Source organism: Cerasibacillus terrae (assembly GCF_008039555.1).
GTDB classification, from domain to species: domain Bacteria; phylum Bacillota; class Bacilli; order Bacillales; family Amphibacillaceae; genus Cerasibacillus; species Cerasibacillus terrae.
The window spans coordinates 159392-185739 of sequence record NZ_VDUW01000001.1; the positions used below are offsets into that span (position 1 = coordinate 159392).

Consider the following 26348-nt stretch of genomic DNA (forward strand, 5'->3'; position numbering starts at 1 on the left):
GGTGTGTGTCGTGGCGGTACCTAAAAGAAGAACATCTAAAAAGGTTAAAAACCAACGTCGTACGCATAAAAAATTACATGTACCTGGTTTAGTAGAATGTCCTAACTGTGGTGAACCAACAAAACCACATCATGTATGTAAAGCATGTGGACATTATGATGGGAAAGAAGTCGTAGCTGAATAATGACTTATTCTGGTGAGAGAACAGATTGCTTGTACAAGTAATCTGTTTTTTTCTATCGTGATATCTCAACTTATAAAGCGAAAGGATAGGGTATATGATGTGCGGAGAGATTTTCTACCAAAATATAAATAATACATATGGACTTATTCGAATAGAGCGTCCTGAAAAGCGAAATGCAATTTCAAAAAGGATGGTCGAGCAATTTAAAAGAGCTTTAAAACAAGCAAAACATGAACAAATGAATTGTTTAGTTATAACCGGAGCTGGAGAGCGTATGTTTTGTGCAGGTGGGGATTTGACATATTTACATGGAAATCTAACAGAAGAAGAAGCATTTCAGGAATTGTATCAGATGAAAGAGGTACTTATGGATATTGTTTCCTTTCCTGTGCCTGTTATTTGTTTATTAAATGGAGATGCTTTAGGTGGGGGATGTGAGATAGCAACAGCATGCGATATTCGTATTGCTAAAGAAGGGACAAGCTTTGGTTTTATACAATCTACAATTGGAATTACACCTGCTTGGGGTGGAGGTATATTGTTATACGAAAAAGTTCATCCGAGTTTTGCTTTTCAATGGATTTTAGAGGGGAAGATATACGAAGGACAATACTTACAAAAGCAAGGGTGGATCCATCGGTTAATCTCTGAAGATGCGTGGGGGAATTTAGAAAGTATGATTGAACCATATATTTCTAAGTCTATTTCATTAATGCAAACATTAAAGGAACAGTATAAAAGAAAGATTGCTAGTCTGGCATTGTCTGCAGAAATGAATGAAGAAATTAGAAATTGTGCAAAAGAATGGCACTCACCTGCCCATGTAGAGGCGGTTAATACGTTTCTAGAACGAAAGAAAACAGAACATATATAATCTATATCCTTTCTGGTAACAAAGTGTTAGGTAGATATTTTTTCGTAAAACCTTTGAAATTGTGAAAAAATGATTCTATCAATCCTAGTTATTGCATACATTGATAGCAAAGAAGGCTAAGGAGTGATATGTATGTATGTGACTCGACAGGATGCGTGGACAGAAGAAGAAGATAAGATATTGGCAGAAACAGTTTTAAGATATATCCGGGATGGGAAGACACAATTAGAAGCTTTTAAAATGGTGGCCGAACATTTATCAAGAACTTCTGCTGCGTGTGGTTTTCGATGGAATGCAACACTACGTAAAAAATACCAAGATGCAATTTCTTTGGCAAAAGATGCACGAAAGAAGAGAACTCATCATCAATATCCTGTGAATGAGGGGATAGAGAAACAACAAAATTCGATTGAAGCGGCAATCTCTTTACTAGAAAAGATGAAGATGGATTATGGAATGAAGCATAGTGAAGAAGAGAAAACACAAAAAAAAGACGTTGTTCAATTAGAACAAGAAAATAATGATTTAAAAGAAAAAATTACTCGATACGAGAGTGCGTGGAAGGAAATGGAAAAACTTTGGCATTGGGTGCACGGAGATTCTGAATTGAAATAAGTTATCATAATTATATATTTATAAAGATATGAAAACGCTGCTGCAAATGGGTAAAAAATGTAATTAGGTGATGCAACAGCGTTTTTCATGAACTATTATATTTTTTCTTTAATTCCCTCAGGTAACCAAATTAATGGATTTGCTCCCAAGTCCCTCTCCATATCATAATGTGCTTTTTGGAACCCCATTTTTTCCCAAAATTGATGCGAATTAATGCGTGGATTGGTTTTAATTGGTAATTGGAAGCCTTTGGCAAAATCAATCAGTGCTTTTCCGTATCCTCTTCCTTGATAATTAGGTAGCACCTCAACTTTCCATAGTTCCATATAATCAGTTGGTGGATCAAAATAAACATCGTATTCTTTATTAACTTTGTATAAACTCATTCGTGCAATCAATGAATCTCCATAGTAAATCCCATAGAATGGTGATTCACTATTATTTTCAATCATATTTGACTGTAGGTCTTCCAACATAGACAGTTCTTGATGACCATATTCTTTGAATTGTTTAAATTGTTCTAATGTCTTATAGTTAATTAATAGTCTTTCTATCTTAACTGTATCCATATGATCTCCCCCTTAATGAAATGAATCATTTAAATTTTAAGTCTTTTACACAATTATAATATAAATTTGTTAAGAATGAAATATAGGACAAGGAAATAATGCTTAAGTATTTATAAATGATAATTTTTTGCCATATTTACCTTAAATAAGTAGCTATAATACAAAAAGCATGAAATTCCTTTGAAGATTATTTAAAATACATATTAAGTATTATTATATAAAGGAGCTTGTGACTTATGCGAATCGACCCTATTAAAATAGAACAACAGAATAAATTAATATATGATTATAAAAATAAGAAGAGTGATTTACAATCATTTTTTGATTATGAGGAAACAGAACGGAGTTTAAAGGATAGGGTCAATGAATTAATGAATCGGTCATTTCAACGAAAAAGGCTTGCTGAAGTTTTAAAAACAATGAATAAAACATGGGATGCACCAGAATCAACCATGCATAATATTGATCGTTTAAAAGATCCAGAAAGCGTTGTTGTCATTGGAGGACAACAAGCAGGATTGTTGACCGGTCCGATGTATACCATCCATAAAATAATTTCCATTGTTACATATGCTAAACAACAGGAAAAACTACTTACAAGGCCTGTTATTCCAGTATTCTGGATTGCGGGGGAAGATCACGACTTTGCGGAAATTAATCATGTTTATATGCCAGAAAAAACAGAAATGAAGAAACTTCATATCCAACAAACTATACTAGAAAAATATCCGGTCTCTGATATTGAATTAAATAAAGAACATGCAACACGGTGGTTAGATACTGTTTTTACTCATTTGAATGAAACAAAACATACAAAATCATTGTATGAAGAGATGAATCGATGTTTGGATAAGTCGAATACATATGTTGATTTCTTTGCAAATGTTTTGTTCTATTTATTTCAAAATGAAGGAATTGTCCTAGCGGATTCAGGAAATCAAGACATTCGTCAATTAGAAGCAAATTATTTTGTACAAATGATTGAGAATCAACAGGAAATAAATCACCATGTATATCAAGCCCATAAAAAATTACTCTATTTAGGTTACACAATCGACTTAGATGTTGCAGAAAATGCAGGTCATCTTTTTTATCACAAGAATCATGAACGGATTTTACTTTTTCGGGATGAACAAGGAAACTGGGTTGGTAAACAAAAGGAAGTGATGTTTACAACTGAAGAGTTAGTTCATATAGCAAAAAATAAACCTCATTTATTAAGTAATAATGTTGTAACGAGGCCATTAATGCAAGATTTATTATTTCCGACACTTGCTTTTATTGGTGGGCCTGGTGAAATTAGCTATTGGTCAGTATTAAAGAATGCATTCCATATATTACAAATGAATATGCCACCACTTATTCCACGTTTATCTTTTACAATGGTAAATCAGCAAATAGTGGATAAGGCGGAAAAATATGGAATTACCGTTACAGATGTGGTGAATCATGGAGTAGATTTCTATAAACAAAAGTGGTTACAATCGCAATTTCATCCACCAATTGAACATATGTTTCATCAATTAAAGAAAACAGTAGATGCTTCCCATAAACCAATTCGATCCATTGCACAACAAATGCGGGATGATTTAGGAGGACTTGCTGAAAAGAACTTAGAGCGGATTAATCGGGAGATTGAATTTTTACAAAAAAGAATTTCACTTTCAATGGAGGAAAAATATACTACTGATTTAGCAGCATTTGATGAATTAAATCAATATTTACATCCATTAGGAGGTCTGCAAGAACGTGTATGGAATCCTTTACCATGGATGAATCAATATGGAATATCATTTATTAGGCAATTAATTGAACAAGATATCACTTTTACCAATGATCATTATTTAGTTCAATTATAAATTTTAAAGGCCATTTTCTAAAAATATATACGAAAGGAACCAATTTAAAGGAAGAGCAATCAGTTATTTGAAACTGGTTGCTTTTTTTATCGCAGATTAACTGACAGTAAAACCTCGCTGATTTACGTTTCACTTTATGGAAAAAATCCCCCACCTTCCTCCACTAATGGTTTGTTTTCCATGGTAAGTTAATCAAACCATTGATACTACAGGGTTTCTTTAGGAGACACAACAAAATATAGAGTCTTTTTTTGAAGCATTTTCTTCATTTTTTATAAAAAAATAGCATTGATTTAAAAATAGGGTGGAGCATTGTGGTGAGTTGTGGTAACATGAAAATAAGAAAGTGGGGAAATGTCTATGTTTATGGGTGAATTTCAACACAACATTGATACAAAAGGAAGAATTATTGTTCCTTCTAAGTTTCGTGAAGAACTCGGGAGTAGCTTTGTTGTGACTCGTGGACTTGACCAATGCTTATTTTGTTACCCCATGGAAGAGTGGAAGATCCTGGAACAAAAGCTAAAAAAACTGCCCTTAACTAAAAAAGATGCCCGTGCGTTTACACGATTCTTCTTTTCAGGTGCAGTCGAATGTGAAATAGATAAACAGGGAAGAATAAATATCCCTGCTCCTTTAAGAAATTATGCCGTATTAGACCGTGAGTGTGTTGTTATCGGTGTGTCTAATCGGATTGAATTTTGGGCGAAAGGTGTATGGGAGGATTATTTCGCACAATCTGAGGAATCCTTTGCAGATATAGCAGAAAACCTAATGGATTTTGATATTTAGAATACGTTGGAAAAAGTGAGAGGCTGTTTTTCTAAAACGAGAACATAATAAACAAAACAAACACAAAACAGCCTAATAAAAACGGCCAAAACGTTTCAAGGAGCGAATAGTTATGACGTTTGAACATGAAACAGTATTACAAAAAGAAGCGATAGAAGGATTACAGATTAAACCAAATGGTACATACGTGGATTGTACGGTTGGTGGGGCTGGTCATTCCTTAAATATCGTCAAACAATTAGATAAAGATGGATTATTGATTGCTTTTGACCAAGATATAGAAGCACTACAAGCAGCAAAGTCTCGTCTCGAACCATATATTGATCAAGTTTTATTTATCCATAATAACTTTCAAAATCTTGAAATTGAGCTAGAGCGACATCAAATTTCGAATGTGGATGGTATTCTATTTGATTTAGGAGTGTCTTCTCCACAATTTGATAAAGGCGAAAGAGGATTTAGCTATCGTTTTGATGCCAAATTAGATATGCGCATGAACCAATCTAAAGAACTTAACGCACATCATATTGTGAATACATGGCCATATGAAGATCTTGTTAAAATTTTTTTCAAATATGGTGAAGAAAAATTTTCAAAACAAATTGCAAGAAAAATAGAGCAAAGGCGTAAAACAGAAGCAATTGACACAACCTATCAACTTGTGGAACTTATAAAAGAAGCAATACCTGCACCAGCGCGAAGGAAAGGTGGACACCCTGCAAAACGTATTTTTCAGTCACTTAGAATTGCTGTGAATGATGAATTGAAAGTTTTCCAAGATGCCCTTCATCAAGCTGCAAGAGTAGTAAACATCCATGGAAGAATTGCAGTAATTACCTTTCATTCATTAGAAGATAGATTATGTAAGCAAGCATTTAAAAAATGGAGTCGGCCAAAAGAAACACCTAGAAATCTGCCGATTATGCCTAAAGAATTTGAAGCTCCATTTCGTTTGATTTCAAGAAAACCTATTATTCCAACAAAAGAAGAACTAGAAAGAAACCGGCGTTCAAAACCAGCAAAACTAAGAATTGTAGAGAAGCAACATCCATGGAATGACGAATTTAAATATGAGGAAGGGTGGAGAAAATAATGGCTGTTAGAAAAGTTCAAACATGGGAACAAAATTATGTAAGGAAAAATCCTAATACACAACCGAAAGAAAAAGTACATAAAAAAGGATGGGTAACAAAGGGCGAGAAAATATTGTATGTTTTTTTTACAAGTGTATTTCTTTTGGCAGCATCATTTCTTGTTACCTTTTCTTCCACAACAGATACATTGAATCGTGATGTACAAACATTAGAAAATAAAGTAGACGATCAAAAAATAAAAATCGAGGCCCTGGAATTTGAAAAGAAAGAATTGCAACGTCCAGAAAGAATCATACAAAAGGCGAAAGAAAACGGACTAAACATAAAAAATTCAAAGGTTAAAAGTGTAGATGTCTTTAAAAAGTAGTTAGGTGAATAAGAATGAAAAAAAATAAGCGTACCCAATTAGCATCTGGTATTTTATTTCTCTCGTTTGCTTGTTTGTTTTTAATCATAGCAGGGAGATTTCTTTATATACAAGTTTCTGGAGAAGTTGAACAAGTCACACTGGATAAATGGGCAAAAGAAAAACGAACAAATTCATATGAACTAACAGCTGAAAGAGGAAAAATTCTGGATAAAAATAATAATGCTCTTGCATATAATCGGCCGACATACCGATTATATGCAAATGTGGATAAAGAACATGCTAAAAGTATTGAAAAACCAAAAGAAACTGCGAAACTCTTAGCACCTATTTTAGATACGGATAAAGCAAAATTAACAGAAAAAATAACAAAAGGGCTCGAAAATGATAAAGCAAAACAAATTGAATTTGGTCATGCTGGAAGTAAACTAACAAAAAAACAAAAAGATCAAATTGAAGATTTAAAATTACAAGGTATACATCTAATGGAAGAATCCATTCGTTATTACCCAAATGGAGAATTTGCCTCCCATATTATCGGTTTTGCTAAAAAAGAAGTAAAAGAAACAAAAGCAGGAAATGAAAAAGTAATAATGGGAATTACAGGTATAGAAAAAGCGATGAATGATTTATTGACAGGGAAAAATGGCTCTATTTCTTATGAACGAGATCTTTTCAATAAAAAATTAATAGACCCAAATGAAATAGTTAAACCACCAAAAAATGGCCACGATATTCATTTGACAATCGATCAAAAAATTCAAACATTATTAGAAGATGTTTTAACGCAAGTGGAAGCAGCATATGATCCTAAACGACTGATCGCAATTGTGATGAATCCTAAAACAGGAGAAGTTCTAGCACTTAGTAATAGACCTAGCTTTAATCCGAATAAACCGTTAAAAGTTAAAAATTGGTATAATGACGCCATATCAAACCCATTTGAACCTGGCTCCACCGTAAAAATGTTCACATGGGCAGCAGCTATTGAAGAAGGAGTATATAATGGTTCGGAAGGATTTAAATCAGGTCGATATCGGATTAATGAACGTGTTGTTCCTATAAATGATCATAATGGTGGAAAAGGATGGGGTACTATTTCTTATGACGAGGGTTTCGAGCGTTCTTCTAACGTAGCGGCTGCTCGACTCGTATGGGATAAACTTGGTACAGAGAAGTTCCTGGAATATATAGAGGCATTTGATTTAGATAAAAAGACAGGAATTAATTTACCTGGTGAAGTTCCAGGAAAGATATTATATAATTGGCCATTAGAAAAGGTAACAACTGGATTTGGTCAGGGAAGCACTTTAACACCAATGCAACAAATGAAAGCTGCAACAGCAATTGCCAATGATGGAAAAATGATGAAGCCTTATGTGATTAGTAAAATTATTGATACCAATAAAGATGAAATTATTGAAAAACATGAGCCAACCATGGTTGGTGAACCCATTTCTAAAGACACATCGAAACAAGTTCTTCAGTTACTAGAGTCAGTTGTACACGGAAAACATGGAACAGGTAAGCCATTTAAACTAGATGATTATTCTGTTGCAGGAAAAACAGGTACTGCACAAATTCCTAGTTCAAATGGTGGCTATTTAAATGGATATGGAAATAATATATTTTCATTTTTAGGGATGGCCCCAGCAGATGACCCTAAGTTAATGATGTATATCGCCATTAATCAACCAGATCTCAAAAAAGAGGATGGAGGATATGAACCAGGTAGTGCACCACTTGCTTATATTTTTAAAAACGTAATGGAGAATGGTTTACACTATTTAAACATCGAACCAGATCAAGACAAATCTGAAGAAATCGTGTCCATAAAAGTACCTAAACTAATGAATAAATCTACCAAAGAAGTAGAGAAGCAAGTGAAAAAGCTAGGAATTAAAACAAGTATCATAGGTGAAGGAAAGAAAATAGTAGCTTCTAATTTACAGGCTGGTAAAGAAGTATTTCCAACGGATCATTTAATCCTAATAACTGATAAACCATCGATGCCAAATCTAAAAGGTTGGTCATATCGCGATGTATTACAACTATCCGATCTGCTTCAGTTAAAGATAAAAGTAAATGGAAGTGGATATGTAGATTCTCAAAGTATAAAAGAAGGTAAATTACTAAAAAAGAATGATTTATTAACCGTTGAATTAAAACTACCAAATAATGTAAAAAGGGATACCAAATCAGAAAGATAGTCACAATGTTTGCGTGAAAATAGTAAGTTCGACTTTTATAAACAGTGTTCTAATCCATTTCACATATTCATATAGTTGATACAAGCCTAAGTATGTAAAAGGAGATTGAATATGAAGCGTGTATCAACTGTTACTGTGAAAAAGCGATTAGTAGCTGTTTTTCTTTTTGGTGTATTAATCTTTGGCATTGTTAGTGTTAGACTAGGATATGTTCAGTTTTTTTTAGGAAAACAATTAGTCGGTATGGCAGATGAATCATGGAGTCGGGATATTATGTTTGAGCCAGAACGAGGCAGAATTTTAGATGTGAATGGTGTCGTAATGGGAGAAAATGTAACAGCCCCGTCTGTCGTGCTCGTTCCTAAACAAATTAAAAACAAGGAAGAAACGGCAAAAAATCTTGCAGACATTCTCCATATTTCAGAAGAAAAAGCAATAGAATATGTGACTAAAAATGCAAGTTCAGTAGATATTCGTCCTGAAGGGAAAAAAATTTCAGATGAACAAGAAAAGGCACTTCGAACACTGAATATGCCTGGTGTTTATTTAGCAAAAGATTCAAAGCGACATTATCCGTATGGGGAAAGCCTTGCACATGTATTAGGTTTTACTGGAATTGATAATCAAGGATTAATGGGACTTGAATTATATCATGATGAAAAATTAAAGGGTGAAAAAGGAAGACTATCATATTATTCGGATGCAAAAGGAGGAAAACTAGAAAATTTAGCAGATGTTTATGCCTCACCGAAAGATGGTATGGATTTAAAAACAACAATTGATTCAAGAGTTCAAGTGATTATGGAACGCGAACTTGATTTAGTAAAAGCAAAATATAATCCAGATGGTGCTGTTGCTATTGCTGTCAATCCAAAAACAGGTGGTGTACTAGGCATGGCAGCAAGACCGACGTTTCATCCGGAGAACTATCAACAAGTAGATTCAGAAATCTATAGCCGAAATTTGCCAATTTGGATGACTTTTGAACCCGGATCTACATTCAAAATAATAACATTAGCAGCTGCTTTAGAAGAGGAGCTTGTTGATTTGCAAAAAGACACCTTTGATGATAATGGATCAATTACTGTGGAAGGGTCTAAGTTACGTTGTTGGAAAAGTGGTGGGCATGGTCATCAAACCTTTTTAGAAGTTGTTCAAAATTCATGTAACCCTGGATTTGTTCAATTAGGCCAAAAGCTTGGCAAAGATAAATTATTTAGCTACATTGAAAAATTCGGTTTTGGTTCAAAAACAGGAATTGATCTAGAAGGGGAAGGTTCAGGGATTCTATTTAACAAGGAAGATGTTGGGCCAGTCGAATTAGGGACAACCTCCTTTGGCCAGGGGGTGTCTGTTACACCAATCCAACAAGTAATGGCTGTATCTGCAGCAATAAATGGCGGGTATTTATATGAACCGTTTGTAGCAAAAGAATGGGTTGATCCACATACAAAAGAAGTAGTTAGTAAACACGAACCTAAGCTGAAAAAAAGGGTTGTTTCTAATGAAACATCAAAAGAAATAAGAAAGGCTTTAGAAAGTGTTGTAGCGCATGGGACTGGACGACCAGCCTATGTGGATGGATATCGTGTTGGTGGTAAGACTGGAACAGCGCAAAAGGTTGGAAAAGATGGCAAATATATGACAAATAATCATATAGTATCTTTTATTGGTTATGCCCCAAGTGATGACCCTGAAATTGTTGTCTATGTGGCAATAGATAATCCAAAGGGGACTGTCCAATTTGGAGGGGTAGTTGCAGCACCTATTGTAGGAACGATTATAGAAGATAGTTTAAGTGCATTAGGGGTTGAACGGCGAAAAGATGGTTTAGATAAAAAATATCAATGGCCGGAAGCGCCGAAAGTAGAGGTTCCTAATTTGGTTGGTAAAAAGACAGATGATTTATTAGAAATAATGACAAATCTATCTTTAGAAGTTGAAGGATCAGGAGAGGAAATTATTGATCAAGCACCAGAAGCAGGAGCAATGGTTGAAGAAGGTGCGAAAGTACGAATTTATGTAAAGGATAAATAGATTTATTTAAATTGAATAAAACAATCGTGTTTATATTTGGATTTTGATATAATAAACGAAGTGTGTTTTTTAATAAAAAATCATTAATTCTTAAAGAGTTATTTAAAAAACGAAATGTTGCAGATATAGAAGTCTGATTAAATTAAAATGATATTTTAAATGGATAGGATGTTTTCACATGAAATTAAAGGAAATTCTTTCTAGTTTATCTTTTTATAAAACAAATTCATCCATTGATGAAAATGCAGAAATAAAATCTATCGAAATCGATTCTAGAAATGTAATACCTGGCTCATTGTTCATATGTATTCAAGGTTTTACTGTCGATGGTCATGATTTTATAGATCAAGCTGTTGAAAACGGTGCTCGCGTTATCATTGCACAAAAGGAAATACCATCTAGTGTTTCCATTCCAGTAATTATAGTGTCAGATACAAGGCGTGCATTGGCAATGATTGCAATGAAGTTTTATCATAATCCAACAAATGAAATGACCTTAATAGGAGTTACAGGTACAAATGGTAAAACGACAGTTACCTATTTATTGGAAAAAATATACGAAAAACATCAACAAAAGACAGGTGTTATCGGGACTATTCAAACAAAGATAGGTGATCAAGTATTTCCTAGCAATAATACAACACCTGACGCACTTTCTTTACAAAAGTTATTTCGTAAAATGGTAGATGAAAAAGTAGATACAGCAATTATGGAGGTATCTTCTCATGCATTAGATCAGGGAAGAGTATTTGGTTGTGATTTCGATATTGCCATTTACACAAATTTATCACAAGATCATTTAGATTATCATACAGATATGAGGGATTACTTACGTGCGAAATCATTGTTGTTTTCTCAATTAGGTAATACTTATTCAGAATCAAGGAAGAAGTTTGCTATCATTAATGAAGATGATGCAGCAAGTTCTATATTGAAAAAAAGTACAGGGCAACATCTGTTAACATATGGATGTAAAAACAAAGCAGATGTTATGGCAGAAGATATTTCATTATACATTGATCACACGACATTTCGATTGTCAACACCAATAGGGGATGTATCTATTCATAGTCAGCTCATCGGTATGTTTAATGTGTACAATATGTTAGCAGCCGTTAGTGCAGCAATTGCCGGTGGTCTATCATTAGAGACGATAAAATTGGCCCTTGAAGATACTCCAGGTGTTGATGGGAGATTCCAACCTGTTACGGGAGGTCAAAATTTTGGTGTCATTGTAGACTACGCACATACTCCAGACTCCTTGGAAAATGTACTAGAGACAATTCAACAATTTTCTAATCAGAAGGTTTATGTTGTGGTTGGTTGCGGAGGAGACAGAGATCGTACGAAGCGGCCACTAATGGCTCAAATTGCTGTTGAATATGCAGATACAGCTTTCTTTACATCTGATAACCCAAGAACAGAGGACCCTGTTCAAATCATTGATGATATGGTAAAAGAACTAAATCCAAATCAAAATAATTATGAAATCATTGTGGACCGAAAAGATGCAATTCATCGTGCAATAGCGAGTGCCAAAAAAGATGATATCATTCTAATCGCTGGAAAAGGACATGAAACATATCAACAAATTGGCAAGAAGAAAATCCATTTTGATGACCGTGAAATTGCATTAGAAGCAATCAAACATAAGGAGATATAATCATGCTTTTTACAACAAATTGGTTAACAAAAATTTTCTCTAATTATAAAGGATTGACTGAAAATAATATCAAAATCAATGCAATTTCAACTGATAGTCGCATGAAAAGTGAGCAAACATTATTTATTCCGCTTATCGGTGATACTTTTGATGGTCATCATTATCTAAAGGCAGCAATTAAGAATGGTGCAGTAGCCACTTTATGGGATGAACAAAAAGAAATTCCCGATTTTTTACCGCATGATTTTCCAATTTTTTTTGTAAAAGATACGATAGTGGCATTGCAAGAACTTGCTTTTAAATATCGGCAAAAGGTAAACCCAATCGTGGTAGGTATTACAGGCTCCAATGGAAAAACAACTACCAAAGATTTGGTCGGTACCATTTTACAAACGTCTTATACGACACATATAACAAAAGGAAATTTTAATAATCATATTGGACTTCCGTTAACCATATTATCTATGCCAACAAATACGGAAGTGCTTGTTCTTGAAATGGGGATGAACCATTTTGGAGAAATTAGTAGACTATCTAAAATTGCTGAACCAGATTATGCAATTATCACAAATATCGGAGAGTCGCATATCGAATTTCTCGGTTCTCGCTTTGGGATTACCAAAGCAAAATTAGAAATAGAAGATGGCCTAAAACAAAATGGCTGTTTAATCTTAGATGGGGATGAAGAGTTACTACAAGAACAAGTTCAATTTGCAAATGTATTACGCTGTGGGCTTAAACGAGAGAATGATATACAGATTAAAAATGTTCAATTAAAAGAAAATGGAACTAGTTTTTCAATTAATGATGTTATATATCATATTCCACTTCTCGGTGTACATCATGCAAAAAATGCATCATACGCTATTACCCTTGGAAAACAGTTAGGGATAGAAGAAGCGAAAATAAAAGAATCTATAAAGTATATCGCCATGACATCCATGCGTTTTGAGCGAATCGAAGGAATTAATGGTGTTTCCATCATTAATGATGCTTACAATGCATCTCCTACTTCTATGAAAGCTTCAATAGAAGTGTTAAAACAAATGGATGATTTTCACAAAAAAATACTTGTACTTGGGGATATGTTTGAGTTAGGTGATGACTCCGAACAATGGCATCGTTCTATTGCGGATGTAATCAATCAGGAAATCCACGCTGTATTTACTATTGGGGATATGGCCTCTGTTATTACAGAAGAAATTAATAAACGAACAAATGATGTTATTTGTGAGCATATTCATACACCAGAATCTTTAATCAAGCAATTACAACCTTTTTTACAAAAAGATACAATTGTTTTATTTAAAGCCTCTCGTGGGATGAAGTTAGAAACATACATCGATAAATTAATACCACGAAGTTAATCAGGAATGCAATCTTGAAATGGACGGTTTTCGTAAGAGGAGGAAGTATAGTGAATTTATCTGTATTAATCATGACTATTTTAATAGGATTTCTAATTACCGTCCTTTTGTCACCAATATTTATTCCATTTTTAAGACGTTTAAAATATGGACAAAGTATACGGGAAGAAGGACCACAATCACATCAGAAAAAAACTGGAACTCCTACAATGGGAGGAATTGTCATTGTTTTTAGTGTTGTTGTAACAGCGTGTATTATGTCATATAAATATACAGGCAATTTACAAAGTTATGAGCTATGGTTACTTATCTTTGTTCTTCTAGGGTATGGATTCCTTGGCTTTTTAGATGACTTTATTAAAGTGGCGATGAAGCGAAATCTTGGATTGACTTCAAAGCAAAAAATGATCGGTCAAATTATTATTGCCCTTATTTTTTATTTTATAATCCGTAATCAAGGTTTTTCTACAGCAATAGAAATACCAGGCACTACGTTTGAATTGGAACTCGGTTGGGGCTATGCAATTCTTATTATTTTTATGCTTGTTGGTTCATCTAATGCTGTCAATTTAACAGATGGGTTGGATGGATTACTTGCCGGAACAGCCGCTATTGCTTTTGGTACTTTTGGAATTTTAGCTTGGCATACCTCTAGCCAAACTGAAGTCACCATTTTTTCATTAGCAGTGGTCGGGGCATTACTCGGTTTTCTTGTTTTTAATGCGCATCCAGCAAAAGTGTTTATGGGTGACACGGGCTCTTTGGCGTTAGGTGGGGCAATTGCTGCCATTGCTATATTAACGAAATTAGAAGTTTTACTTGTTATTATTGGTGGTGTATTTGTCATTGAAACATTGTCCGTCATCATCCAGGTCGCTTCCTTTAAAACAACTGGAAAAAGGATTTTTAAAATGAGTCCATTACATCATCACTACGAGTTATTAGGGTGGTCTGAATGGCGTGTCGTAACAACATTTTGGCTAATTGGACTTATATTCTCTGCATTAGGTATTTACATTGAGGTGTGGTTAGGATGAATAGATTAACTGAATTCCCCTATGAAAATGTACTTGTGCTTGGTTTAGCAAAGAGTGGTACAGCAGCAGCAAGGCTACTATTAGATAGTGGGAAACATGTACGGATTAATGATTGGAAAACAAATGAAACAGATCCGGTTGTCTCGGAATTAAAAACAATGGGAGCAGAAGTTATTGTTGGTTCCCATCCAGTATCGGTATTGGATAATATAGAAGTAATTATAAAAAATCCAGGAATTCCTTATAGTAATCCGATATTAGAAGAAGCAGTAAACAGAGGCCTGCCTATACTTACTGAAATAGAATTAGCGGGGTTGCTAGCAGGAAATCGTATGATTTGTATTACAGGTTCCAACGGGAAAACTACAACAACTACTTTGATCGGAGAAATGCTAAAAAACAGCAATCAATCCATCCAAGTTGCTGGTAATATTGGTACAGCAGCTTCTGAAATTGCTAATAAATTACAAGAAAATGAACAACTTGTGTTAGAACTATCTTCTTTTCAACTAATGGGAATAGACAAATTCAACCCTCACATTGCTGTTTTATTAAATATTTTTGAGGCTCACCTTGATTTTCATGGGACATTCGATAATTATATGGAGGCCAAAGCAAACATTGTAAAAAATCATAAAGCAACCGATTATTTTATTTACAATGCAGATGATGCTATTGTTTCAAAAATTGCTGAGAGCACACCATCTATTAAAGTTCCTTTTTCTATTCATGAAGAGCAACTAGATGGGGCATGGATGGATGAAGATGCCGTCTATTTTAAAAAAGAAAAAATTATTAATCGAAAAGATATTGTATTAGTTGGCGAACATAATTTGGAAAATATTATGGCTGCCATTTGTGCTGCGAAACTATCCCATGCATCGAATGAAGGAATAAAAAAAGTGCTTACTTCATTTGCTGGTGTAAAACACCGATTACAATTTGTAGAAATGATTCAAGGACGCTTCTTTTACAATGATTCCAAGGCAACGAATATGCTAGCAACAGAAAAAGCATTAGCATCATTTACAAAGCCGACAATATTGCTTGCTGGAGGACTTGATAGGGGAAATGAGTTTACTGATTTAATGCCACATTTAAAACAAGTAAAAGCAATGATCGTATTTGGAGAAACAGCAAATAAACTCCAAAAAACTGCTAAAGAAGCTGGGATAAAAGTCATCGAACATGCCGAAAATGTTGCGGATGCAGCATGTAAAGCATTTGATATTTCAGAGGCTGGAGATGTTATTTTATTGTCCCCAGCTTGTGCTAGTTGGGACCAATATAAAACATTCGAACAAAGAGGTGACATGTTTATACAAGCCGTGCATAGATTAAAATAGGGGCTTGTTTCATCTTTAAAAAATATAAATAGAAAGATAAAGCCCCAAACCAAACGGTGAAGGGGTGTTTTCTTTTGGAGAAAAAGATAAATGGGAAGAACAATCCTGATTATATATTGATGCTTGTAATTTTCTTGTTACTTATCATTGGGATGGTTACCGTATTTACTTCATCCTATGTGTGGGCCGAATATAAATATGATGATATGTTCTTTTTTGTAAAGAGGCAAATGCTTTTTGCTGGGATAGGTGTTATCCTCATGTTATTGATCATGGCATTCCCTTATCAAATCTGGATGAAATACTCTAAAATAATACTACTTGGCTGTTTTACACTATTAATCCTTGTACTTATTCCCGGGATAGGAATGGTTCGTGGTGGTGCACAAAGCTGGATAGGTATAGGTGCTTTTAGTATTCAACCATCCGAATTTGCTAAACTAGGGTTAATGATGTTTCTTTCCATGAAATTAGCTACAAAACAAAAATATATTACTTCATTTAAAAAAGGTTTTTTCCCCTTATTATTGCTTGTTTTTGCTACTTTTGGAATGATTATGTTACAACCCGATTTAGGGACAGGTGTTGTGCTTATTTTAACTTGTGTGGTGATGATTTTTGTAGCAGGAGCAAGAATATCTCATTTTGTAGGGGTTGGCTTATTAGGGATTGTTGCTTTTGTATTTCTTATCCTATCTGCACCATATCGAATCAGTCGAATTACTGCATTTTTAAATCCTTGGGAAGATCCATTAGGAGACGGTTTTCAAATTATTCAATCATTATATGCATTAGGACCTGGCGGATTAATGGGAACAGGATTAGGAAAGAGCTTACAAAAGTACTTTTATTTACCAGAGCCACAGACAGATTTTATATTTGCTATTTTAGGAGAAGAACTCGGATTTTTAGGTGGAACTTTTTTGCTCATTTTATTTGTTATTTTATTTTGGAGAGGAATTAAAATTGCTTTAGCAGCACCGGATGCTTTTGGTAGGTACCTTGCACTGGGCATTGTATCTATGATTACATTACAAGTGTTAATCAATATTAGTGTTGTTATCGGTTTGATTCCTGTTACTGGAATTACGTTACCATATTTGAGTTATGGTGGTTCCTCTTTAACATTAACCTTATGTTCTTCTGGAATTTTACTTAGTATAAGTAAATCAGCAAATATATAGTTTTGTATCCTAATAGATTTTTATAGGAATCTATTAGACAGTACTATCAGTATCACCACATGTTATGGTATAATTCACTTAACAAAGGAATGCAAAACATATATTTGCAAACCATTGTTAATATTTTTTAAGAGGGAAATGAAGATGGAGAAGAAAAAAGTTGTTTCCATTGAAGACCATCTACCAAAGTTAAAACAAGCTCGTAAGAAAAAAACGAATAGACGTCTTATTTTTTACATTTTTATTTTTTTCTTATTAATTTCAGTCATTGTTTATCTACAGTCCTCCTTAAGTGATGTGCAAACCATTTCAATCAAAGGGAATGATTTGCTTGATAAGGAAGAAATTATAGAACAAAGTGGACTGGAATTAAATAGTAATATATGGGCAATCCAAAAAAATAGGATAAAAAAAACACTAGAAAAAAATCCAATAATTGATACGGTTAAAGTAGAAAGGAAACTACCTTGGACCGTAATCATAAATATTAAAGAATTTGAACATGTAGGTTATGTAAAGACGAAGAAAGGCTATTATCCAGTGCTTGACAATGAAAAAGTAGTAAAACAGAAAAAAAACGCACATGTCCGTGGGGATGCACCAATATTGCATCAATTTACAGATGAAAAATATTTATCGAGTATGGTCCATGAACTAGATGCATTATCAGATACTATTACTAGCCTTATATCAGAAATTTACTGGGAGCCATCGAAAAAGAATAAGCATAAAATTTCTGTTTATATGAATGATGGACAAATTGTATCTAGTACAATTCGTGATTTCGCTACTAAAATGGAAATGTATCCATCGATTGTGTCACAAATTGACCCCGATAAAAAAGGAATTATTCATATCGGTGTAGGTACATATTTTGAAGAATTTAAGGAATAATCAATGAAAAAGTATGAAATAATAGAATTTTTGATGATTTTCTATGCTTTCCCGTAAAAAAACACCTAAAAATATTTATTTTTACGATGAAATCATTTAAGATAGAATATTAAAGGAGTATAAGCTTAACTTGAGCTTATAAAAGATAGGATTAGGTCGGAGGTGCCTTCTTTTGAATAATAATGAAATTTTGGTAAGCCTTGATATTGGTACAACAAATATAAAAGTAATCATTGGAGAAATAATGAATGACTCCCTAAATATTATCGGCGTAGGCAGTGCAGAATCAAAGGGGATGAAAAAAGGTGCCATTGTAGATATAGATCAGACTGTTCAATCCATCAGAAATGCCGTTGAACAAGCTGAACGTATGGTAGGTATGAAAATTGAAAGTGTTGTAGTAGGGGTTAATGGTAATCATGTTCAATTACAAGCTTGTCATGGAGTTGTTGCGGTTCAAAGTGAAGACCGTGAAATTGGAGACGAAGATGTGGCAAGAGTTATTGAAGGTGCACAAGTTATCTCTATCCCACCAGAACGTGAAATTATTGATGTAATTCCACAGCAGTTCATTGTGGATGGACTAGAAGATATAACAGATCCACGTGGAATGATTGGTGTACGTCTTGAAATGGAAGGAACTATCATAACGTGTTCTAAGACAATCTTACATAATATTTTAAAGTGTGTGGAGCGTGCCAATCTACAAATAGCTGATATTGTATTACAACCTCTTGCTGCAGGAGAAATTGCTTTATCCAATGATGAAAAAAATCTTGGGGTTGCTCTCATCGATATTGGTGGAGGGTGTACAACTGTCTCTGTTTTTGAAAATGAACATCTTGTTTCAACGAATGTTCTTCCATTAGGTGGAGACAATATTACAAAAGACCTTTCCATTGGTCTTAGGACAACAACTGCTGAAGCAGAAGAAATAAAATTGAATCATGGACATGCTTTTTACGCAGATGCACGAGAAGATGAAGTTTTTAAAGCTTCGATAATTGGTAGTGATCGTAGAGAGTCTTATAATCAATTACAAATAGCTGATATCATTGAAGCTAGATTAGAAGAAATATATGCTTATGTTGTAAGAGAGTTACAATTAATGGGCTATAATGACCTACCTGGGGGCTATGTCCTTACTGGAGGTACTATGAAAATGCCAGGTGTCTTGGAATTAGCTCAAGATATATTCCAAGCTAATGTACGTATTGCTATATCTGATTATATTGGTGTAAGAGAACCACAATACACTGCAGGGGTGGGTATCTTGCAATTTGCCTATAAGAATGCGAAAATACAAGGAAAAGAATTATTCCCTGCCGTTGTCTTAACACATCAAGAAGGAAACAAGAAAAAAATTAGAAAAAAGCAGGAAACTGGAAACATGCCGAAAGAGGAAAAGAAAAAGTCTGGAATTGCTAACTTTTTTAAAAACTTTTTTGAATAAGAAAAAAATAGTTTTTCAAATTATAGTTAAAACTATCATTCTGTGATCATTGGAAATGTCTTGTAATTTTTGCATATTAGGAGGAAAGAAGATATGTTGGACTTTGATATGAATATGGACCAATTAGCAACTATAAAAGTAATCGGTGTTGGTGGCGGTGGAAACAATGCTGTTAATAGAATGATTGAACATGGAGTCGAAGGTGTCGAATTTATTGCAGTTAATACAGATGCACAAGCATTAAATCTTTCGAAAGCAGAGTTAAAGTTGCAAATCGGAAACAAGTTAACTCGTGGGCTTGGTGCGGGTGCGAATCCTGAAGTAGGAAAAAAGGCTGCAGAGGAAAGCCGTGAGCAAATCGAAGAAGCACTGCAAGGCGCAGATATGGTCTTTGTCACTGCTGGAATGGGTGGGGGAACAGGTACTGGAGCAGCTCCAATCATTGCACAGGTTTCTAAAGAGCTCGGTGCATTAACAGTTGGTGTGGTGACAAGACCTTTCTCTTTTGAAGGAAGAAGGCGGTCAACCCAAGCAATCTCAGGAATCGATGCACTCAAAAAAGCGGTTGATACATTAATTGTTATTCCAAATGATCGTTTATTAGAAATTGTCGATAAAAATACACCTATGTTAGAAGCTTTCCGAGAAGCTGACAATGTATTGCGCCAAGGTGTACAAGGGATTTCAGATTTAATTGCAAAGCCAGGTTTAATTAATGTTGACTTTGCTGATGTAAAGACTATTATGTATGATAAAGGTTCAGCATTGATGGGAATTGGTGTAGCCACAGGTGAAAATCGCGCAACAGAAGCGGCTAAAAAAGCCATTTCTTCACCATTGTTAGAAACTTCCATCGATGGTGCACATGGTATATTAATGAATATTACTGGCGGAGTTAATTTAAGCTTATACGAGGTACAAGAAGCAGCTGATCTTGTTACAACTGCAGCAGATGAAGAAGTGAACGTTATTTTTGGTTCAGTTATTAATGAGAATCTAAAAGATGAAATTGTTGTCACAGTTATTGCAACAGGATTTGATGAAGCGAAAAAACAAGAGCCACCGGTAAGAAAAAGACCTGCCATTGATCGTCAACAGGCAGCAGCTACAAAGGTAAACGAGGACATGCCGAAAGAGCCACCTGTTCAACAACAACAATATCCAAAACAAGAAGAAGACGTTTTAGATATTCCAACCTTTTTAAGAAATAGAAACCGAAATCGAAATCAATAATATGTAAGCTCTTATGTAGTTAACCTATTTTTGGGTGAGAATATAATATGTAACTTTGTAGGCAGTAGATTGGAGTATAAACACTCTTAATCTACTGCTTTTGCTTTCCGACAAATTTCTAGATAACTAGTTGAAATTAGTATGAAAAACGATACAAGATATGACAGACTTTGCGTAGGAATTAGGCTATACTCTTTGGTACATGTTGAAATGAACAATAGATAATGTTTGGGGAGGTTGGTATGTCAATATATTTAGATGTAATTTGGGTGCTGAATTTTTTTCTTGATAGCATGTTATTGATGTTAACCAAAGCTCTAGCAAAAGAACATATAAGTAATTGGCGAATTTTCTTTGGTGCTTTTATTGCATCATTACTAGTACCAATTTCCATTCTTATGCCACAATCATTTTTTACAACTTTATATGGTAAATGTCTGTATTCTATCATTATTATCTTAGCTACATTCGGCTTCTTTTCTATCAATCGATTGATGAAGCTTGTTTTATTGTTCTATTTTATTTCATTTTCAATAGGAGGTGGATTGGTTGCCGTCTATTTTTTAATGAATCATTCATTTTCAATAGCGGAAACAGGCATTTTAACTTTTCATAGTGGATTGGGTGATCCAATCAGTTGGTTATTTGTGATCATTGGTTTTCCCATTTCTTGGTACTTTACAAAGAAACGTATGGACAACCATGGTAACGAAAAAATCCGTTATGATCAATTATATCCCGTAGCAATTACGATAAAAAATCAAACTTTTCGCACTACAGGCTATGTTGATAGTGGAAATCAATTAGTAGACCCAATAACAAAGCGTTGTGTTGTTATTTGTGATGAATACTTCATGAAACAATGGTTTTCTGAGGAAGAATGGAATCAATTAAAGGAGTCATTTTCAAACTTTTCAATTCAGAATATTCCATTTAATTGGCAGGATATGATTCAAGTCATCCCATTTCACGGTGTTTCTGGGAATAATAGTTTTCTATATGCTATCCGCCCAGAAAAGTTATCTGTTTTAAATAATGAAAAAGAAATTGTAACAAATCATGTCTTGATTGGTATTCAATTTGGAACGCTTACAAAAGATGGGAAATATCATTGTCTACTCCATCCACAAATGATGAAATACAAAGCTTCCTTGCCAGCTTAACTACAATAAATAAAAAAGGAGCGAAGACTATTGAGGCGATTTAAATTACGTTTTACGTTATGGTGGTACAAAATACTCAATAAGCTAGGTATAAAATCTGACGAAATTTATTATATTGGTGGAAAAACATCTCTACCACCACCGCTGTCAAAAGAAGAGGAACAAGAACTTTTGCAACTTCTCCCAAAAGGAGATAAATCAGCAAGAGCTATTTTAATCGAACGTAATTTACGCTTGGTTGTTTATATTGCACGTAAATTTGAAAACACTAGAATCAATATTGAAGACTTAATTAGTATTGGGACAATCGGCTTAATCAAAGCTGTTAATACCTTTAATCCAGAACGGAAAATTAAATTAGCAACATATGCATCCAGATGTATTGAAAATGAAATTTTAATGTATTTAAGAAGAAATAATAAAACAAAGTCAGAGATTTCGTTTGATGAACCCTTAAACATTGATTGGGATGGTAATGAACTTTTATTATCAGATGTTTTAGGAACAGATGAAGAAATTGTAACAAAAGATTTAGAGTCAAAAGTGGAAAAGCATTTACTAAAAAATGCGTTAACAACATTGAATGAGCGAGAAAAGAAAATAATGGAATTACGATTCGGATTAGTAGGTGAAGAAGAAAAAACACAAAAAGATGTTGCAGATATTTTAGGGATTTCTCAATCATATATTTCACGCTTAGAGAAAAAAATCATCAAACGCTTGAAAAAAGAATTTAATAAAATGGTTTAGCCTTGATATGCTTGGAATAAACACATTTTTAAAGAGGAATTAGAAATATACCTTTGCATAAAAACCTCCTAAGGCGGAGATACTGTCCATGACAGCAACTCCAACTGGGAGGGTACAGAATGTCTAGACATAAGGTTGTTATATGTGGAGTCGATACATCAAAATTACCAGTATTAAAAAATGAAGAAATGCGTATCTTGTTTAAACAATTGCAAAGTGGCGAGCTATCAGCAAGAGAAAAGTTAATCAATGGTAATCTAAGGCTCGTATTAAGTGTGATTCAGCGTTTTAATAATCGTGGGGAATATGTCGATGATTTATTTCAAGTCGGTTGTATTGGACTGATGAAATCAATTGATAATTTTGATTTAAGTCACAATGTCAGATTCTCTACTTATGCAGTACCGATGATTATTGGAGAAATCCGTAGATATTTACGTGATAATAACCCAATTAGGGTATCCAGATCCTTAAGGGACATTGCATACAAGGCTTTAAAAGTAAGAGAAGAATTGATAAATAAAACATCTAAAGAGCCGACCCCATCTGAAATAGCGGAGAAAATGGGAATATCTCATGGAGAAATTGTCTTTGCATTAGATGCTATTCAAGATCCGATTTCTTTATTTGAGCCAATTTACAATGATGGTGGAGATCCAATTTATGTATTGGATCAAATTAGTGATGAAAAAGAAGAGAATCGTTCATGGGTTGATGTTTTATCCTTGAAGGAAGGGTTACATCGCTTAAACGAACGGGAAAAACTAATACTCAATAAACGTTTTTTTCAAGGAAAAACACAAATGGAAGTTGCTGAAGAAATAGGAATATCGCAAGCGCAAGTATCACGTTTAGAAAAAGCTGCCATACAGCAAGTAAATAAAGAAATGTTTGAATGATTTATACTTTATTAAAAAACAGGCCGTGGAGCCTGTTTTTTTGTATGGTTGTTTCCTAAAAGATTGAAGTAAATAGGTAAAGCCTTATCCAGGTATCAGTAAATTTTACGAAAAAAGGCCTTTTGTAACTAAATTAGATAACCTATTTTAAATTGGGGAGGCTGTGCATATATATAGATATAGAGGTGAGTAAAATGATAACATTATCAGAGCTTCAATTAAAAGAAGTGATTACAATCAATAATGGGAAGCGATTGGGACATCTTTCTGATTTAGAAATAGACCCACATTATGGGAATATATTAGCGATTATTATTTATTTACGAGATGGTAATGCGTTTTTTGGAAAGCAAGAGGAGCTAATTATTTATTGGGAACAAATAATTACGATTGGTGATGATGTTATATTAATTGAAGAAAGGGAAGATTCTACTGTTTATCAACATGATAATATATAATGTATGTTAAGATAATAGAAATGTTTCTTAGGGAGGTCTTTGAATGTCCGATGCATTTAAGCTTACAAATCCTTCTACTTTACATATTAAACAGTGGGAACAGAAAGAGTCCAATTTAATAACAGGATTCACAACAAAAAATGAAGGTGTGAGTACAGCTTCATTTGCAAGTTTGAATATGGGGCTTCATGTTTCAGATGATTTAAACTCTGTTCTTGAAAATAGACAAATACTTGCAAAACATATACGTTTTCCTTTAAATAATTGGGTACAAGGTGAACAAATTCACGATGCTGTCATTCAAGTGATTGACAAAGATGATAGAGGATTTGGTTCCAATTCTTCTGAAACAGCTTTAAAAGGAATCGATGGCTTAATTACCAATCAACAGGGTGTTTTATGTACAGCTGTATTTGCGGATTGTGTCCCATTGTACTTTTTTGATCCAGTAACAAAATATATAGGGATTGCTCATGCTGGATGGAAGGGGACAGTGCGACAGATAGCTAAGAAAATGGTCGAAAAATTGGTTGAACTTGGCGTAAATCCTCATGACTTATTGGTAGCGATTGGTCCATGTATATCAAGAGAAAAATATAAAGTAGATAAACGTGTAATTAATCATATTCCAATTGAGTATCAAAGTAAAACTGTATTTCCACAGAAAAATGGTCAATATTTATTAGATCTAAAGCAATTAAATGTTGAAATATTTTTGCATTGTGGTGTGCTTCGTACTAATATAGTAGTAACAAAATATTGTACATATAGTCATTCTGATTTGTTTTTCTCTCATCGAAGAGATCAAGGGAAAACAGGGAGAATGTTAGGGTTTATTGGTTATCAACCGTGACTATAGCTAAAAGGAGAGAGAGTAGTAAATGGGGGTAGCTGAAAATTTAGCAAAGATTCAAGAAAAAATGGAAGAGGCTTGTCATAAAAGTGGTCGAAAAATGGATGAAATAACCATCATTGCTGTGACGAAATATGTTACAATAGAGCGAGCAAAGGAAACACTTGCTAGTGGAATCACAAATCTTGGTGAAAACCGTTTAAAAGGGTTTGAGGAAAAGTATCATGCATTAAAAGAACGGGCAAAATGGCATTTTATAGGTACATTGCAGTCGAGAAAGACAAGAGATGTCGTTGATAAAGTAAAAGCCATTCATTCATTAGATCGTCTTTCTTTAGCAAAAGAAATTGAAAAACGAGCTAGTGAACCAATCGATTGCTTTGTTCAAGTAAATGTTAGTGAAGAAGATACGAAACATGGATTGTCTGTGGATGAGGTTATTCCTTTTATTGAAAAATTGGAAGGATTTACGAAGATTCATGTTGTCGGCTTGATGACAATGGCCCCTCATATAGATGATGAGACAGAGATTCGTACTATATTTCGTAGATTGCGATTATTAAGAGATGAAGTAGAAAGAAAAGAATTACCATATGCACCTTGTCATTATTTATCTATGGGTATGAGTAATGACTATGAAATTGCTATTGAGGAAGGCGCCACACATATTCGCATTGGTACTAAACTTGTTGGTAATGATGGGTAGAAACATTATTTATATATGTCCTTTTGTAAAGGAGAGGTAAAAATGAGCCTAAAAGATAAGTTTAAATCACTGTTTGAAACGGGAGAATATGAAGAGATGGAAGTTTCTAATCCCTCTGCACAACCTCCAGAAGAACAGTCAAATGTTGTTAATTTGACTCGATTACAAGAGGCAAGTTCAAAAATGATTTTATGTGAACCTAGAACATATAATGAGGTGCAAGAAATAGCGGACCATCTTGTTAATAGACGTTCTGTTGTTTTTAATCTAAAGCGTTTGGATCATGAACAAGCAATGCGTATCGTTGATTTTATGAGTGGAACTGTTTACGCAGTTAATGGCACAATCCAAAAACTAGGAATAGGAACATTTCTCTGTGCACCAGATAATGTGAATGTTTCAGGTGCGATTTCAGATGAGTTAAATGAAGAAAGTGAAATTAATAGAGGGTGGTAGTAGTACATGATTCTGCAGTTGTATAGTATTATTAATTACGCATTAGTTATCTACGGGTACTTGTTAATTATTTATATTTTCATGTCTTGGTTCCCGGGTGCAAGAGAATCATCTTTTGGTTTGTTTCTAATGAAAATCTGTGAACCGTATCTAGAGATATTCCGTAGATTTATTCCACCATTAGGTATGATTGACTTTTCACCAATTATAGCAATACTTGTATTAAACTTTGCGAGAGTTTATGGTCTATCAGCATTGTTTGGATTTATCCTTGGACTTTGATAA

The 26348-nt window shown here is 34.0% G+C and carries 26 protein-coding genes; 25 read left to right on the forward strand and 1 reads right to left on the reverse strand.

Annotation, left to right across the window (positions count from 1 at the left end; genetic code table 11):
- Positions 1 to 10: 10 nt before the first annotated feature.
- The 3 genes from rpmF to FHP05_RS00805 all read left to right on the forward strand — a co-directional run bounded on the left by rpmF (position 11) and on the right by FHP05_RS00805 (position 1673).
- Complete coding sequence (gene rpmF, locus FHP05_RS00795; RefSeq protein WP_147665142.1) at positions 11 to 184, forward strand: 50S ribosomal protein L32; 174 nt, start codon at positions 11 to 13, stop codon at positions 182 to 184.
- A 94-nt stretch (positions 185 to 278) separates the two neighbouring features.
- Positions 279 to 1058 (forward strand): enoyl-CoA hydratase/isomerase family protein, encoded by a 780-nt coding sequence (locus FHP05_RS00800; RefSeq protein WP_230973900.1) that lies wholly within the window; start codon positions 279 to 281, stop codon positions 1056 to 1058.
- Positions 1059 to 1190: 132 nt separating this feature from the next.
- A complete protein-coding gene (locus FHP05_RS00805; RefSeq protein ID WP_147665144.1) occupies positions 1191 to 1673 on the forward strand; it encodes an RsfA family transcriptional regulator in 483 nt (160 codons plus the stop codon).
- Positions 1674 to 1768: 95 nt separating this feature from the next.
- On the opposite strand, the gene FHP05_RS00810 is transcribed toward FHP05_RS00805, so the two are convergent.
- Complete coding sequence (locus FHP05_RS00810) at positions 1769 to 2242, reverse strand: N-acetyltransferase (RefSeq protein ID WP_147665145.1); 474 nt, start codon at positions 2240 to 2242, stop codon at positions 1769 to 1771.
- Positions 2243 to 2478: 236 nt separating this feature from the next.
- On the opposite strand from FHP05_RS00810, the gene bshC reads away from it, so the two are divergent.
- From bshC to FHP05_RS00920, 22 genes are all read left to right on the forward strand, one after another.
- Positions 2479 to 4101 carry a bacillithiol biosynthesis cysteine-adding enzyme BshC gene (gene bshC / locus FHP05_RS00815; protein WP_147665147.1) on the forward strand — a complete coding sequence of 541 codons (1623 nt, stop codon included), beginning with the start codon at positions 2479 to 2481 and terminating at the stop codon, positions 4099 to 4101.
- Between the two features lie 360 nt (positions 4102 to 4461).
- On the forward strand, positions 4462 to 4893 hold the full coding sequence (mraZ, locus tag FHP05_RS00820; RefSeq protein WP_147665149.1) for a division/cell wall cluster transcriptional repressor MraZ: 432 nt from the start codon (positions 4462 to 4464) through the stop codon (positions 4891 to 4893).
- Positions 4894 to 5005: 112 nt separating this feature from the next.
- Positions 5006 to 5986 (forward strand): 16S rRNA (cytosine(1402)-N(4))-methyltransferase RsmH, encoded by a 981-nt coding sequence (gene rsmH / locus FHP05_RS00825; protein WP_147665151.1) that lies wholly within the window; start codon positions 5006 to 5008, stop codon positions 5984 to 5986.
- Complete coding sequence (ftsL, locus tag FHP05_RS00830) at positions 5986 to 6354, forward strand: cell division protein FtsL (protein WP_147665153.1); 369 nt, start codon at positions 5986 to 5988, stop codon at positions 6352 to 6354. The genes rsmH and ftsL overlap by 1 nt, the downstream gene beginning before the upstream one ends.
- A gap of 14 nt (positions 6355 to 6368) precedes the next feature.
- Entirely contained in the window at positions 6369 to 8564 is a 2196-nt protein-coding gene (locus tag FHP05_RS00835) for a penicillin-binding transpeptidase domain-containing protein (protein WP_147665155.1), read from the forward strand.
- Positions 8565 to 8675: 111 nt separating this feature from the next.
- Positions 8676 to 10601, forward strand: a complete 1926-nt coding sequence (locus FHP05_RS00840) for a stage V sporulation protein D (RefSeq protein WP_147665157.1) — start codon at positions 8676 to 8678, stop codon at positions 10599 to 10601.
- 178 nt (positions 10602 to 10779) lie between these two features.
- Positions 10780 to 12264: a UDP-N-acetylmuramoyl-L-alanyl-D-glutamate--2,6-diaminopimelate ligase gene (locus FHP05_RS00845; protein ID WP_147665159.1), complete on the forward strand. Its 1485-nt coding sequence runs from the start codon at positions 10780 to 10782 to the stop codon at positions 12262 to 12264.
- 2 nt (positions 12265 to 12266) lie between these two features.
- The gene (locus tag FHP05_RS00850) at positions 12267 to 13631 is read left to right on the forward strand and encodes a UDP-N-acetylmuramoyl-tripeptide--D-alanyl-D-alanine ligase (protein WP_147665161.1); all 1365 of its coding nucleotides are present in this window, start codon (positions 12267 to 12269) and stop codon (positions 13629 to 13631) included.
- A 50-nt stretch (positions 13632 to 13681) separates the two neighbouring features.
- On the forward strand, positions 13682 to 14668 hold the full coding sequence (gene mraY / locus FHP05_RS00855) for a phospho-N-acetylmuramoyl-pentapeptide-transferase (RefSeq protein ID WP_191126194.1): 987 nt from the start codon (positions 13682 to 13684) through the stop codon (positions 14666 to 14668).
- Positions 14665 to 16014: a UDP-N-acetylmuramoyl-L-alanine--D-glutamate ligase gene (gene murD / locus FHP05_RS00860; RefSeq protein WP_147665163.1), complete on the forward strand. Its 1350-nt coding sequence runs from the start codon at positions 14665 to 14667 to the stop codon at positions 16012 to 16014. Before mraY ends, murD begins: the two co-directional genes overlap by 4 nt.
- 119 nt (positions 16015 to 16133) lie before the next feature.
- Entirely contained in the window at positions 16134 to 17198 is a 1065-nt protein-coding gene (spoVE, locus tag FHP05_RS00865) for a stage V sporulation protein E (protein WP_147665845.1), read from the forward strand.
- 144 nt (positions 17199 to 17342) lie between these two features.
- Positions 17343 to 18092 carry a cell division protein FtsQ/DivIB gene (locus FHP05_RS00870; RefSeq protein WP_147665165.1) on the forward strand — a complete coding sequence of 250 codons (750 nt, stop codon included), beginning with the start codon at positions 17343 to 17345 and terminating at the stop codon, positions 18090 to 18092.
- 172 nt (positions 18093 to 18264) lie between these two features.
- Complete coding sequence (ftsA, locus tag FHP05_RS00875) at positions 18265 to 19545, forward strand: cell division protein FtsA (RefSeq protein WP_147665167.1); 1281 nt, start codon at positions 18265 to 18267, stop codon at positions 19543 to 19545.
- Positions 19546 to 19638: 93 nt separating this feature from the next.
- Positions 19639 to 20778, forward strand: coding sequence for a cell division protein FtsZ (gene ftsZ / locus FHP05_RS00880; RefSeq protein WP_147665169.1), 1140 nt, complete (start codon positions 19639 to 19641; stop codon positions 20776 to 20778).
- Between the two features lie 242 nt (positions 20779 to 21020).
- A complete protein-coding gene (gene spoIIGA / locus FHP05_RS00885) occupies positions 21021 to 21941 on the forward strand; it encodes a sigma-E processing peptidase SpoIIGA (protein WP_147665171.1) in 921 nt (306 codons plus the stop codon).
- A gap of 30 nt (positions 21942 to 21971) precedes the next feature.
- Positions 21972 to 22691: an RNA polymerase sporulation sigma factor SigE gene (sigE, locus tag FHP05_RS00890; protein WP_147665173.1), complete on the forward strand. Its 720-nt coding sequence runs from the start codon at positions 21972 to 21974 to the stop codon at positions 22689 to 22691.
- Positions 22692 to 22810: 119 nt separating this feature from the next.
- Positions 22811 to 23590, forward strand: a complete 780-nt coding sequence (sigG, locus tag FHP05_RS00895; protein WP_147665175.1) for an RNA polymerase sporulation sigma factor SigG — start codon at positions 22811 to 22813, stop codon at positions 23588 to 23590.
- A 194-nt stretch (positions 23591 to 23784) separates the two neighbouring features.
- Positions 23785 to 24048, forward strand: a complete 264-nt coding sequence (locus FHP05_RS00900) for a YlmC/YmxH family sporulation protein (RefSeq protein ID WP_147665177.1) — start codon at positions 23785 to 23787, stop codon at positions 24046 to 24048.
- A 43-nt stretch (positions 24049 to 24091) separates the two neighbouring features.
- Positions 24092 to 24901 (forward strand): peptidoglycan editing factor PgeF, encoded by an 810-nt coding sequence (gene pgeF, locus FHP05_RS00905; RefSeq protein ID WP_147665179.1) that lies wholly within the window; start codon positions 24092 to 24094, stop codon positions 24899 to 24901.
- A gap of 28 nt (positions 24902 to 24929) precedes the next feature.
- Positions 24930 to 25607 carry a YggS family pyridoxal phosphate-dependent enzyme gene (locus FHP05_RS00910; RefSeq protein ID WP_147665181.1) on the forward strand — a complete coding sequence of 226 codons (678 nt, stop codon included), beginning with the start codon at positions 24930 to 24932 and terminating at the stop codon, positions 25605 to 25607.
- A gap of 42 nt (positions 25608 to 25649) precedes the next feature.
- Positions 25650 to 26063: a cell division protein SepF gene (locus tag FHP05_RS00915; RefSeq protein WP_147665183.1), complete on the forward strand. Its 414-nt coding sequence runs from the start codon at positions 25650 to 25652 to the stop codon at positions 26061 to 26063.
- A 6-nt stretch (positions 26064 to 26069) separates the two neighbouring features.
- Positions 26070 to 26345: a YggT family protein gene (locus FHP05_RS00920; protein WP_407923407.1), complete on the forward strand. Its 276-nt coding sequence runs from the start codon at positions 26070 to 26072 to the stop codon at positions 26343 to 26345.
- The last annotated feature ends 3 nt before the right edge of the window (positions 26346 to 26348 follow it).